General features: G+C 64.7%; 7 protein-coding genes. 5 read left to right on the plus strand and 2 right to left on the minus strand.

The features are described 5' to 3' along the window. The first annotated feature begins 126 nt into the window (after positions 1-126). Positions 127-1,473, plus strand: a complete 1,347-nt coding sequence (locus tag IB223_RS02500) for a pectate lyase (protein ID WP_192200099.1) — start codon at positions 127-129, stop codon at positions 1,471-1,473. Between the two features lie 271 nt (positions 1,474-1,744). On the opposite strand, the gene IB223_RS02505 is transcribed toward IB223_RS02500, so the two are convergent. Continuing rightward, positions 1,745-4,660 (minus strand): TonB-dependent receptor, encoded by a 2,916-nt coding sequence (locus IB223_RS02505; protein ID WP_192200100.1) that lies wholly within the window; start codon positions 4,658-4,660, stop codon positions 1,745-1,747. A gap of 306 nt (positions 4,661-4,966) precedes the next feature. Beyond that, complete coding sequence (locus IB223_RS02510; RefSeq protein ID WP_192200101.1) at positions 4,967-7,774, minus strand: TonB-dependent receptor; 2,808 nt, start codon at positions 7,772-7,774, stop codon at positions 4,967-4,969. Between the two features lie 240 nt (positions 7,775-8,014). Between IB223_RS02510 and IB223_RS02515 the strand changes: the two genes are divergently transcribed. From IB223_RS02515 to IB223_RS02530, 4 genes are all read left to right on the plus strand, one after another. Continuing rightward, positions 8,015-9,031, plus strand: a complete 1,017-nt coding sequence (locus IB223_RS02515) for a sugar kinase (RefSeq protein ID WP_192200102.1) — start codon at positions 8,015-8,017, stop codon at positions 9,029-9,031. A gap of 133 nt (positions 9,032-9,164) precedes the next feature. Continuing rightward, complete coding sequence (locus tag IB223_RS02520; RefSeq protein WP_192200103.1) at positions 9,165-10,022, plus strand: CoA ester lyase; 858 nt, start codon at positions 9,165-9,167, stop codon at positions 10,020-10,022. Further along, a complete protein-coding gene (locus tag IB223_RS02525) occupies positions 10,019-12,460 on the plus strand; it encodes a sodium:solute symporter (protein WP_192200104.1) in 2,442 nt (813 codons plus the stop codon). Before IB223_RS02520 ends, IB223_RS02525 begins: the two co-directional genes overlap by 4 nt. Positions 12,461-12,531: 71 nt before the next feature. Continuing rightward, on the plus strand, positions 12,532-13,407 hold the full coding sequence (locus tag IB223_RS02530) for a LysR family transcriptional regulator (RefSeq protein ID WP_192200105.1): 876 nt from the start codon (positions 12,532-12,534) through the stop codon (positions 13,405-13,407). The last annotated feature ends 220 nt before the right edge of the window (positions 13,408-13,627 follow it).

The raw sequence follows: 13,627 nt of genomic DNA on the forward strand, positions 1-13,627 counted from the left end.
TGCACTGCCGAGTGACAGTGCAGGTTGATGGCCTGTATATGGTAAACCGGTGTCATTGACAATGTGCACTGCCGCAAAACCCATCCCGATGCCACGATGCGTCGATCCACTCCTGGGAGGGAGCCAATGTTTCATATCCGTTTTCCCGCGCGGGCCCGCGGACTGACCTGCGGCCTGGCCGCCCTGCTGATGGCGCTGGCGATGACGCCGGTCCTCGCCGCCGAGGCGCCCGTGCTTGCATTCCCCGGCGCGCAGGGCGCGGCCGCGCACACGCCCGGCGGGCGTGGCGGCAAGATCATCCGCGTCACCAGCCTGGCCGCTGACGGTCCCGGCTCGTTCAAGGAAGCGGTGACGGGCAAGGGCCCGCGCATCGTGGTGTTCGAAGTCGGTGGCGTGATCGACCTCGGCATGAAGGAGCTGCGCATCACCGAGCCGTTCCTGACCATCGCCGGCCAGACTGCACCGCACCCTGGCGTGACCATCATCAAGGGCGGCCTGACCATCGCCACCCACGATGTGGTCATCCGCCACATCCGCATCCGGCCCGGCGATGGCGGGTTGCCCAAGCGTTCGGGCGACATCGATGCCATCACCACCGTGCGCGGCGCGCATGACGTCATCGTCGACCACTGCTCGCTCACGTGGGCCACGGATGAGAACCTCAGCGCATCCAGCACGCGCTTCCATGGCGAAAATGAAGCCGAGTGGATGGCCAACGCGTCGCGCCGCATCACCTACAGCAACAACATCGTCGGTGAGGGACTGGCGAATTCGATCCATGCCAAGGGCGAACACTCCAAGGGCTCGCTGATCCACGACCACGTCAACGAGGTCCTGATCATCGGCAACCTGTACGCGCACAACTACGAGCGCAGCCCGCTGTTCAAGGGCGGCGCGCGCGGGCAGGTGATCAATAACCTGATCTACAACCCCGGCCAGCGCGCCATCCACTACAACCTGATCGCAGAAGAGTGGATGGGCCATCCGTACTCGCGTGGCGAGATGATCGTGCGTGGCAACGTCATGCGTGCGGGCCGGTCCACCGAGCCGCTGGCGTTCCTGATGATCGGTGGCTCCGGGGATCTCGACCTGTACGCGCAGGACAACCTCATCGTCGATCGCGTGGGCAACAAGAGCATCCAGGAGACCGGCAGCTACACGACCGCGCCGGTGAAGCTCAACCGCGTCAAGCAGGCGCCCGCGTTGCCCTTCGGCGTCACCCTCCGGGGCTCCGGTGAAGTCCAGGATGCCGTCATAGAAACTGCGGGCGCAACGCCCTGGAACCGCGATCTGGTCGACCGCCGCATCGTCGCCGACGTCATCGAAGGCCGTGGCGAAATCATCGACAGCCAGGAGCAGGTGGGTGGCTACCCGCAGTACAAGGAAGCCCGCAAGCCGTTCATCGAAAGCGAATGGAATCTCGACGTGATGGAGCCCATCAGTGGTTACCCGAAGGGCGAACCGTTGCGCTGAAGAGCAACGCCGCTGCCGTACCGCGCGCGCAAGGTGACGAAGACGACCCGCCGAAAGGCGGGTCTTCCATGTGCCCAGCTTACGACGCGTGCGTGCGATCCGGATCATGCGCGCCGGGATTTCAAGACGTGGATTTCCTGTGCCTTCAAGCATCAACCGAACACCCGTCGGTCACGGGGCATCAATGCCGTGCGGATCATGCCGGCGCCCGTGACGTTGCAGCAGCGGAGGGGAAGGCGGGCGCCCGTGCAGGCGCGCCCGCCCGCAGCGCTCAGAAGTTGAACCGCGCGCCGACGTAGTACTGGCGTCCCGTATGGTGGTACACGGAGGCGCGATCGCCGACCGAATCCACGTACTGGTCGTTGAACTCGTCTGTCAGGTTGATCCCCTCGAAGGTGAGGGTGAAGTGCTTGTCCCACTTGTACGACATGGAGAAGTCCACGCTGCGTGCACTGCGCTTTCCTTCCACGTCGTTGTTGTTCTGTCCCGGGACGCGCTGCAGGTAGTCGTCGCGGAACGACGTGGAGATGCGTGCGCTGAACTTGTTGTTGTCGTAGTAGAGCGTGGCGTTGTACGACTTCGGCGACAGATTGACCAGCTCATCGGCGATGTAGGTCACGGGGAAGCTGCCCGGCACCGCATAGTCGATATCCGATTTCACGTGCGTGTAGTTGAGCAGCACGCCGAAATGACGGAAACCACCCGGCAGGAACGAGAACGGCTGCTGGTAGTTCAGCTCGAAACCCTTCAGCGGACCGCCAGGAGTGTTGATGGGCGTGCGGACATCGAACGGCACGTCCCAGAACGTGGACGGCACCCATTCCAGCGGAAGGCCGGTGTCGCGGTAGGCGATGTTCTCGCGCAGTTCCTGGATGTAGGTCTCGATGTCCTTGTAGAACAGCGCCAGCGACAGCACCGAGTCTTCGGCGAAGTACCATTCCGCACTGAAATCATAGGTCTTGGCACGGAACGGATCGAGATACGGGTTGCCCACGCGGATGTTGGGCGACCCGGTGGTGGTGATGCCGGCACCGGGCGACAGGTTGCCCAGTTGCGGCCTTGCCATGACCTTGGCGGCACCGAAGCGCAGCACCAGGTCGTCGGTGACGTCCCATGCGAGGTTCAACGACGGCAGCCAGTCCTTGTAGTCGTTGCTGACCGTGACCGGGCTGCCGCCACCGACCGACGTATAGCCGCTGGCATCGACATCGGTGGTCGCGTAGCGGACGCCCACGTTGCCGCGCATCGGGCGGCCCGCCAGATCCGCGTTGAAATCCAGTTGCAGGTAGCCTCCCCAATCCTCTTCGCTGATGCTGCGGTTGTTGCCGCGCGCATTGCCGTTGGTGATGCTGCTCAAGGTGAAGTCGCCTCCTGGCACGCCGGTGTTGCAATTGCAGTAGATGTTGAAGAGGCTGGCGATCGCATCGAGGTCCGGGATCAGCCATGAGCCGGGCGCCCGCCCGTCCAGGCCGCGGCCGAAGCCGGTGACCAGCGAGGACAGGTCGCCGAGCGTCGTGCCGGTGGGCAGGGCGGGGACCGACGTTTCGCTGCTGCGGCGGAACTCCCACGTGTCCATGCCGAACTTCTTGTACGACATCCCCCCGCGCAGCGTGAATGTCTCGTTGATGACGAAATCCAGGTCCAGCTTGCCGGTGTCGAAGGTGTTGTCGACGCCCTGCGGGCGGATGCGAATCTCGGAGCCGGTGGTGTTCGCCGCCGGGCTGCTGATCCAGCGCCAGGACGACGGGCTGTTCACATCGAGGCTGCCGTAGGTGATCACCGGCAGGCGGCTGTTGCCGCGATAGTCCCAGCTGTAGCCGTCGAGGTTCTGGATGTCGAACGTCACCGTGGTCTGCACGGGATTTTTGAACTCCGACGTGGACGTGCCGACCATCGCGTTGAGCTTCAGGCGATCGGTGATGTCCTGCTCCAGGCTCAGGCTGTACTGGCTGAACTCCGTGGACAGCTCGTCGAAACGGGATTCCGAACGCACGTCGACATTGTCGAACACGCCGTAGACCAGGTTGCCGCGATCATCCACTTCAGCCTGGAGCACATGCGTCTCGTACTTGCCACCCTGCGTGTTCGAGCGGCTGAAGGAGATCGTCTCCAGGAAATCCTCCTGGCGGGTCGCATCCAGCTTCGAGTACATCGCATCGAAGCTCAGCAGCGTGCGGTCGCTGGGCTTGAACTGCAGCGCGGCAGTCACGCCCAGCCGTTCCTGTTCGTGGGTCAGGCGGCCGTAGCGCGGCAGGCGCGGATGGAAGGTGGTCGTAGCCGATGCCAGGCGGTACGCATCGTTGTTGGCCTGCGTGTTGGCCGGGCGCGGATTGCCGGTGGAGCAGTTCAAGGCCGTCGTACCGCGCCCGCCGTTGTTGGCGTTGTTCTGCGGTGTGTAGCCGACCGGACTGCAGAAGCCGTTGGAGGAGGGGCCGTTGTCCCAGCGCACCGCGCTGTAGCCTTCCTCCAGCAGGTTCCGCTCACTGTAGGCCGCCGACAGCAATGCCCCGAACTTGCCGTCCGCCCAGGTATTGCTGATCAGCGCGGAAAAGCGCGGATCCCATTGCTTCGACAGGTCGTTGTAGCCCATCTGGCTGGTCACCGTGCTGGTGAAGCCGTCGTAGTCGAAAGGACGCGCTGCGCGCAGATCGACGGTGGCACCGAGCGAGCCTTCGTCGATCTGGGCCGATTGCGTCTTGCGCACCGTCAGCTTGCTGAAGAGCTCTGCGGCGAAGACGTTGAAGTCGAAGCCACGTCCCCGGTTCGCACCGCCCGAGCTGTCCGTGCCGCCCGTCGTGGCCAGCGCCTCCAGTCCGTTGATGCGTACGCGAGTGAAGTCCTGCCCCAGGCCGCGGACGGTGATCGAGCGGCCTTCGCCGGCATCGCGATCGATCGCCACGCCAGGAATGCGCTGGAGCGCTTCGGCAAGATTGAGATCAGGGAACTTGCCGATGTCCTCGGCAACGACAGCGTCGATCTGTTCGGCGCTGTAGCGTTTCTCTTCCAGCGCTTTCTCGAGGCTTGCACGGAACGTGCCGACCACCTCGACGCGATCAAGATCCGTGGCGACGGGCGGCGTTGGTGAAGTCTCCTGCGATTGCGCGAAAGCTGGCACGTGCAGTGCAACGGCGATCGAGAATGCGAGTGCGGTAACCGGTGTCTTCCGATGCTTCAGAGTGCGCTTCATGACATCCCCCTCCCAAGGGCGGCCAACCGTTTTTGTGTGTCAGCGAGCGCCGACGACGACGTGATTTCCCCAGTGGATCGATTGCGATGCAGTTGTGATGACACCGCTGGTCAAAGACGCTATCAGAGTGTGCGGTGCAACAACAACTGATTGATTCGAAACAGAAAATGTCCCGTGGACAGCGAGGGGCGATGTAATCGCTTTCCCGGCCGGGACGTTGGTCCCGGACGATAAAAAAGCCCGGCCGAGAGAGGCGGCCGGGCTTCGGGTGCACCTCCACCAGGGAGGTGCGGGACGGTCAACGCATCAGAACTTGTAGCGCAGGCCCAGCAGGTACTGACGGCCAGTCTCGCTGTAGTCCAGCGGCAGGGTGACGCTGGGGTTCGACACCCAGGATTCCTGCGGTTCGTCGGTGAGGTTGATACCTTCCAGGCTCAGCTCAAGCTTGTCGTTGATCTTCCAGCGCACCGAGGCATCGACCGTCGTGGTGCCGGTCTGGCCATGCACGCCGTCCAGGTTGAACCCTTGTTCCGCACCCGGTGCCTGGATGAGGTAGTCGTCGCGGTTGGTGGCCGAGACGCGGCCGGAGAAGCGCTCGCCTTCATAGAACAGCGTGGCGTTCCAGGCGGTCTTGGACAGGCCAAGCAGGTCGGTCTTCAGCACATTGGTGCCGCCGCTGTTGACGTACTGGATCTTCGAATCGACATACGTGTAGTTCAACTGCACGCCGAGGTTGGCCCACTTGCCCGGCAGGAAGGTGAACGGCTGGACGTAGTTCGCCTCGAAGCCCGTCAGCTCACCACCCGGCGTATTGAGCGGAATGGTGAAGGTGAAGTCATCGGTGACCGAAGCGCCCGTGCCTTCCAGCAGGCTGGCCGGGAGTCCGCTTGACTCGTAGCTGCGGATCTCGCGCGTGGTCTGCACGAAGCTGTCGATGTCCTTGTAGAACAGGCCAACGCCGAGCATCGCGCCTTCGTTGAAGTACCACTCCAGGCCCAGGTCGACGGTCTTGGCGCGAATGGGGTCGAGGTTGGGGTTACCCCCCGACACCGTGCGCGCGCCACCAGCGACGGCGACGGTAACGCCGGGCGTCAGTGAACCCAGGCCCGGGCGCGACATCACCTTGGCGGCGCCGAGGCGCAGCAGCAGGTCGGGGCTGAGTTCCGCCACCAGGTTCATCGACGGCAGGGTGTCGCTGTACTCGCGCGTTACGGTCGCCGCGACCGGCGTGCCACTGGTGGTGGCAATGCCGGTCGACGTCTGCTTGGTCCGTACATAGCGCACGCCGACGTTGCCCGACAGCGGGATCGGGCCGAGGTCCGTGGAGAACTCGCCCATCAGGTAGACGCCACGGTCTTCCTCTTCCACGCTGCGCGTGTTGACCGCACGCTCGGTCACCGCGAAGGTGCCGCTGTTGCTGTAGATGTCGAACAGGTCGGCCACGGCCTGGTAGTCGGGGATGACCCAGGTGCCCGGCGACCCGCTCACGCCACTCAGACGGGCCAGTTCGGTCAGGTCGGCCGGCACGATGCGTGTTCCACCCGTGAAGGTCGGTACCGAAAGCTCGTTGCCGCGACGCAGTTCACGCGTATCGAACGAGTAGTCCTTCGCCTGCACGCCGCCCTTCAGGCGGAAGCCCGGGCTGATGTTCCAGTTGAAATCAAGCTGTGCGTTGTCGAACTTGTTGGTCACGTACTGCGGGCGGATGCGGATCTCGGCCAGCGTCCAGCCATTGGGGTCCGTCGGGTCGATGCCGTAGTTCAGCACCGGCTTGTACCAGTCGCCACGATAGTCGTAGCTGTAGTTGTCGACGTTGTACTTGTCCATGATGATCGTCGTCTGGATCGGATTCTCATGCTCCGACTTGGACGTGCCGATCTTGCCGCTGATCTTGAAGTTGTCGGTGAACTCGTGCTCACCCTCGAAGTTCAGCTGGGTGTAGACCGTGTTCCATTCGTCGTGACGGCTCTCCGAGCGGATATCCACATCGTCGAACAGGCCATAGACAAGGGCGCCGTCCTGGATCACGCCATCGCGCACGATCGTATGCGGTTTGCCCGACAGGGGATTGGTCGTCGGATTCGGATTGGCGACGTTTCGACTGAACGAAATCGCCTCGATGTACTTCTCGTCGCGGACCGCATCGATCTTCGAATACAGCGCGTCCAGCGCGAACTGGGTGCGGTCGCTGGGCTTGAACTGGAACGACGCGGTCACGCCGGTGCGCTTCTGGTCGTGCTCCATCAGTGTGTAGCGCGGGAAGCGCGGATGGTAGACGTCGGCGGCGCGCGCTGCCGCGAACGGCGACGTTGCGCTGAATCCGCCATTGCTGGGGCCGTTCGCCCAACGTCCGCTGCCGCTACCTTCCTCGAGCAACTGGCGCTCGGAGTAGGCGACGGACAGCAGGGCGCCGAACGTGCCATCGGCCCAGGTGTTGGCGATCAACGCGGCCACGCGTGGATCGGTTTCGCTGGCCATGTCGTTGTGGCTGAGCTGGCCGCTGGCGACGAAGGTAAAGCCGTCGTAATCGAACGGGCGTGCCGTGCGCAGATCGACGGTCGCGCCCAGCGAGCCTTCTTCCACGTCAGCCTGCGCGGTCTTGCGCACGATCAGCTGCGAGAACAGATCCGACGCGAACACGTTGAAGTCGAAGCCACGGCCACGGTTGGAGCCGCCGGACTGGTCGGTGGCGCCCACCGTGGTCAGTGCCTCCATGCCGTTGATGCGCACGCGGGTGAAATCCGGGCCCAGGCCGCGCACCGAGATGTTGCGGCCTTCGCCGGCATCGCGCGTGATCACCACGCCCGGGATGCGTTGCAGGGATTCGGCCAGGTTGAGGTCCGGGAACTTGCCGATGTCCTCGGCCACGATGGCATCGACCACGCCGGCTTCGCCGCGCTTGATGTCGAGCGCCTTTTCCACGCTGGCGCGGTAGCCGGTGACACTGACGGTATCCAGGGTGGAGACATCAGCCTGCGCCGGCGCGGCCTCACTCGATTCGGTGGATTGCGCTGCTTCCTGGGCGTGTGCGGCTGCACTCATCTGCAGCGCCAGGCCGATCGAGACAGCAAGCAAGGTAACCGGTGTCTTCCGGCTGTTGTGACTGACTGGCATGTTCTCCCCTCCTCAAGGGACCATGGCCGCGTGTAGCGACTGTTTTGATCGAAAATAAAGCGGTTTATTCCCTTACAGATCCTGCCAGCTGATAAAATGACACCGCTGGTCAAAACGAACGCTAACAGAGTGTGCGCTGCAACAACAACTGGCGACCGACCCGGATTATCTTGTCCCGAGGACAAGCCGGAACAGGTTGTCGATGAGGTGGCGCATGTCGTCGCAACGGGAGAAAGGGTGATGGGGAAGATCGTCTGTTTCGGAGAATTGCTGTTGCGGCTGGGCGCACCGGGTCGCCAGGTATTGCTGCAATCGCCTGTGCTCGACGTGCATGTCGGTGGCGCGGAGGCGAACGTGGCCGTGTCGCTGTCGAGGTTCGGCCATGAGGCGGCGATGGTGGGGCTGGTTGCCGACAATGCGCTCGGCGAAGCCGCACTGGGCGAACTGCGCAGGCATCGCGTCGATACCTCCGCCGTGCAGCGGGCACCGGGCCGGATGGGCCTGTACTTCCTAACCTCCGGCGCCATCCATCGGCCGAGCGAGGTGCTCTATGACAGGGCCGACTCGGCGTTCGCGCGCGTCGGCGGTGGCCGGCACGACTGGACGACACTGCTCGATGGAGCGGACTGGCTGCATGTGTCGGGCGTGACACCGGCCCTCGGCCAGCAGGCCGCCGATGGCGTCCTCGAGGCAGTGAAGGCAGCACGCGCGGCGGGCGTGAAGGTCTCGTTCGACGGCAACTTCAGGCCGAAGCTGTGGGAAGCGTGGGGCGGTGATGCGCCGACGATCCTGCGTGGACTGATGGCCGAAGCGGACATCCTGTTCGCCAGCCACCGCGACCTGCAGGTCGTGCTGGGCCTGGATTTCCCGCAGGCGACACCGCAGGAACGCTTCGCGGCCGGCGCCGCCGCCGCATTCAAGGCGTTCCCCCATCTGGGCCAGATGGCCGCGACGGTCCGCGTGCAGCGCAGTGTCGACAACCACGCGCTGTCGGCCATCACCGCGTTGCGCGATGGCGCGTTGCATACCACGCCGGCCTACGAGGTCTCGCCGATCGTGGATCGCATCGGGACCGGCGATGCATTCGCTGCCGGGGTGCTCCATGGCAGTCTGGCCGGCATGTCGAGCGGCGATGCGTTGCATTTCGGCGTGGCGGCGGCCTGTCTGAAACACTCGTTGCCGGGCGACTTCAATCTTGTGGGCGCCGCCGATGTACAGGCGTTCCTTGGCGAGAACAGTCTCGACGTAAAGCGTTGAGCATCTGACAGCGACAGGGAATGTTGCGTTGCGACATTTCCGGACGCAGGAAAATCTATCGTTTGAAGATGCCGGTGCGGGCTTTGCCTCTCGCCTGTTTCCCGCAGACTGCGCGCCATGATGAGCGCCATCCATGCGTAGCAAACTGTTCGTCCCAGGAAGCCGTCCCGCCCTGTTCGCCAAGGCGTTGGCGAGCGATGCCGACATGCTGTCGCTCGACCTCGAAGATGCGGTGGCCGAGGCCGACAAGCAGACAGCGCGTGCGCAGGTTGTAACGCTGCTCAGCGGTGCACCGCATCGTGCGGCGGGCAAGCAGATGGTGGTCCGCGTGAATGCGTGGAGCACGGCGGCGTGGGAAGCCGACCTGCGCGCGATCCTGCCGCTGGACATCGATCTGCTCAATCTTCCGAAAATCGAGTCGGCGGAGCAGCTCAGGCAAGCGGTCGCCGAGATCGAAGCGATCGAGGTGCGCCTGCCTTCGCGCAGGGCGATCGGGCTGCTGGTCAATATCGAGACGCCGCGCGCGCTCCGGCATGCGGTCGCCATCGCGAAGGCGCATCCTCGCGTGCGCGGCCTGCAACTGGGGCTGGGCGACCTGTTCGAGCCCCACGGCGTCCGCCGTGATGATTTGCGCAACGTGCACGCCACCCAGTACGCGCTGCGCCTCGCCGCCGCAGAGGCGGGCGTGTTCGCCTACGACGCCGCTTTCCCGGGATTGGACGACGAGGCGGGCTTCCGTGCCGAGGCGGAGTCGGCGCGGGCGCTTGGTTATCTGGGCAAGAGTTGCGTGCATCCACGCCAGGTGGCGTGGGCCAATCGGGTATTCACGCCGTCGATGGACGAGATCGAAGCGGCACGTCGCACCGTCGATGCCGCAGCACGGGCAGGCGATGGCGCTTTCGCGATCGATGGCCGGATGGTGGATGCGCCGTTCCTGGAAAGGGCAAGAAACGTATTGGCACTGGCAGGCCGGGAAGAGGGAACACCATGACGCAGCAGGCGACGCCATCCACGGCGGCCCGGGTCCGACGCGTTGTCCGCTGTGTCCTGGTTGCCATCGTCGTGTTTGGCGTGTCATGGCCGTCGATGGCGCGGGCCGAGAGCCTCACGACGATCCGCCAGGAGGCGCTGCCCGCTGTCCCCGGCGACAAGGTGGACAGCCTGCATGCCGTGGGTACGTCGCTGGTGGCGTTGCAGGCGGGCAAGGCATGGCAGCTCCCGGCCGGCGCCAAGGCATGGACGTCACTGGCCCTGCCCTCCGGTATCCCGGCCGATGCAGCCTGGATCACCGCTGCGAAGGGCACGCTCTACCTCGTGCGGCCGGCGCACGACGCTGCTTCGCCCGTTGGACTGTCCGCAGTCGCACTTGAGCGGGACCGGATGGCGCTGCGCGCCTTGCCGACATGGCCGGTGCCGCTGCGCGAGGTGAAGCTGGCCGAGGGTGGTGGTGCCCTGCATGCCACGGGCCTGGATGCCGAAGGGGTACCCCGCCTTTTCAGGCTGGCGCTGGATACCGCGTCGGCGCGCTGGACCGCAATGCCGGCATGGCCGGGCAAGGGCGCAGCATCCAGCCTGCTGGCGCAGCGGGGCGATCTGTACGCCACCGTGCCATCGTCCGACGGAACCATGCTGTGGCGGTGGCACCGCGAAACCGGCTGGTCGAGCATGCCTCCGGCACCCGGGTCGCTGGTGGGAGATGGCGCGCGCGCACTCGGGCAGGCGCACCTGCTGTATCTGGTGTCCGCCGCCGAGCGCGCAGGCAAGGCGACACCCCGCATGCTCACCTTCCACACCATCACCAAGGCGTGGGCAACGCTGCCCGCCGATCTTCCGGCGGACATCGGCGATGTCACCGGCTGGGCAGACGGGCTGGCATGGCGCAACACCGCAGGTACGCTCCACAGCGTGCAGCTGCAATCCGGCAAGCACCTGCTGACGTGGCTCGACTGGTTGGTGATCGTCGTGTACCTGGCGGCGATGATCGGCATAGGCCTGTACTTCTACCTGCGCGAGAAGCGCAACTCGACCGAGAACTTCTTCGTCGGCAGTCGCACCATCCCGTTCTGGGCGGCGGGCCTCAGCCTGTACGCGGTCAACACCAGCTCGATCAGCTTCATCGCGATCCCGGCCAAGGCATTCGAGACCAACTGGCAGTATCTGACCAACAACCTGATTGCGGTCCTGGGTCTCATGTTCGTGGCCGTATGGATCGTGCCGCTGCTGCGCCGGCTGGACCTGATGTCCACGTTCTCCTACCTGGAGACGCGTTTCCATCCCTCCATCCGCATGCTCGCCAGCGCGCTCGCCATCTTCATGCAGATCGGCAGCCGCATGAGCGTGATCCTGTTCCTGCCCGCGCTCGCCATCTCCACCATCACCGGCATCGACGTGATCTGGAGCGTATTGCTGATGGGCGGCTTCACCATCATCTACACCGCGATGGGCGGCATGAAAGCGGTCATCTGGACCGACGTGGTGCAGGTGATCGTGAAGATGGGGGGCGCGATCTTCGCGATCCTCTTCATCATCTGGACGCTGCGCGGAGGCTTCGGCGAGTTCACCCAGATCGCGATGGCCGAAGAGAAGACCAAGTTGTTCGACTTCAGCTTCGACCTGACCAAGGCCACCGTATGGGGCTTCATCTTCCTGGTCCTGTTCGAAGTGGTGCTGACGTTCCCGAAGGACCAGGTGCTGATGCAGCGCGTGCTGTCGACCAAGTCGGACAAGGAGGCCGGGCGGTCGATCTGGGCTTTCGCCGCGATCATGATCCCCGGCGGCTTCGTGTTCTACGGCATCGGTACCGCGCTGTTCGTCTACTACAAGAACAACCCGGAACGGATGAATCCGCTGCTCCCCGTCGACGCCACGTTCCCGCTCTTCATCGCGGCGGAACTGCCGATGGGCGTCACCGGCCTGATCATCGCCGGCATCTTCGCGGCTGCGATGGCGACCCTGTCCGGCATCATGAACTCGGTGGCCACGCTGATCACCGTGGACTTCTACGAGCGTTTCGCCAAGGACAAGTCGCAGAAGAAGGGCGTGTTCTTCGCCGAGATCATGACCGTGGTCGTGGGCCTGGTCGGCATCGGCGCGGCACTGGTGCTGTCGCGCTTCGACATCGGCTCGTTGTTCGACGTGTCGATCGAACTGGCCGGCCTGCTGGGCGGCGGTTTCGCCGGCGCCTACACGCTGGGGATGTTCACACGGCGCGCGAATTCGCAGGGTGTGGCGATCGGCATCGTCTCGGCCATCGTGCTGACGTTCGTCGCGTGGTGGTACGACCTGGTGCATCCGTACTTCTATCTGGCCATCTCGATCCTGGTCTGTGTCGTGGTCGGCTACCTGGCCAGCCTGTTCTTTCCCGCGCCGACCCGCTCGCTGCATGGCCTGACCATCCACCGCCAGGACGCCCCGGAAGCGACGGGCTGAGCGCATGGGCCATATGTCCCATCGTTGTGCGGTCTGCCCTCGTGTAGCCTGAGGGCGACAAGGGGAGGCGCGTGGACACCCAGTTCCTGAATACGTTCGTGGTGGTGGCCGACCGCGGCTCGATGGCCGCGGCAGCACGCGTGCTCAACATCACGCCGGCGGCCGTGGCGCAGCAGATCCGCACCCTCGAACGCGAACTCGGCGCGCCGCTCATCGCGCGTGCCGGCCGTACCGTCAGCCTGACCGAAGAGGGTTCGCGCATCCTGCAGCGGGCGCGCGACCTGCTGCGTGACGTGGCCGACATGCGCAGCGTCGCCAACGACAGCGAAGTCTCCGGCGAATTGCGCCTGGGCGCATGCCCCACCGCGCTCGCGGGCATGCTGCCGGACATCCTGGCGCGGATGGTCGACAAGTTCCCGCAGATCAACGTCTACATCCGCCCGGGCTATTCGGCCGAGCTGTACCGCGCGGTGGAAACCGGCGAGCTCGATGCGGCGCTGGTGCTGCAGGCGCCGTACAACCTGCCCAAGACCTGCGACTGGCAGCTGTTGCGCGAAGAGCCGCTGGTGATGATCGCGCCTGCGCGCATGGCCGGCCGGGATCCGCACGACCTGCTGCGCGAAGAACCGTTGATCCGCTACGACCGCAACCAGTGGGGTGGGCGGGTTGCCGACGACTACCTGCGCCGCGCAGGCATCGTGCCGCGCGAGCGCTTCGAACTGAACGGCCTGAATGCCATCGCCGTGATGGTGGACCGCGGCCTGGGCGTATCGCTGGTGCCAGACTGGGCACGTCCGTGGCCGGAGGGCCTGGACCTGCTTCGCATCCCCCTGCCGCTGGCCAGCGAACCCAGGCGGATCGGCATGGTGTGGTCGCGTTCCACGGTGCGTATCCGCCTGGTCACCGTGCTGCTGCAGGAGAGCCGTGTCGCCACCGGGCAGGCCTGATCGCCGTGCGATGTTGCAGTGCACGCTACAAAAACTAGCCTGTGAACATATCCGCGGACGATTCTTCCGTGACGGCCGTCCACCTAGGCTTTGAGCATCGTCGGGTTCAAGCGTCTGGGAGGAACGCTGGGCACGCCGGCCGTCCCTTGCGGCCTTTCTTGCACGCACATCCCTGTCACGGAACGGTCGCCTGCTGTGCCGCCGTGCCGTCCACCGAAGC

This window comes from Pseudoxanthomonas sp. PXM03 (assembly GCF_014852005.1).
Taxonomy (GTDB): domain Bacteria; phylum Pseudomonadota; class Gammaproteobacteria; order Xanthomonadales; family Xanthomonadaceae; genus Pseudoxanthomonas_A.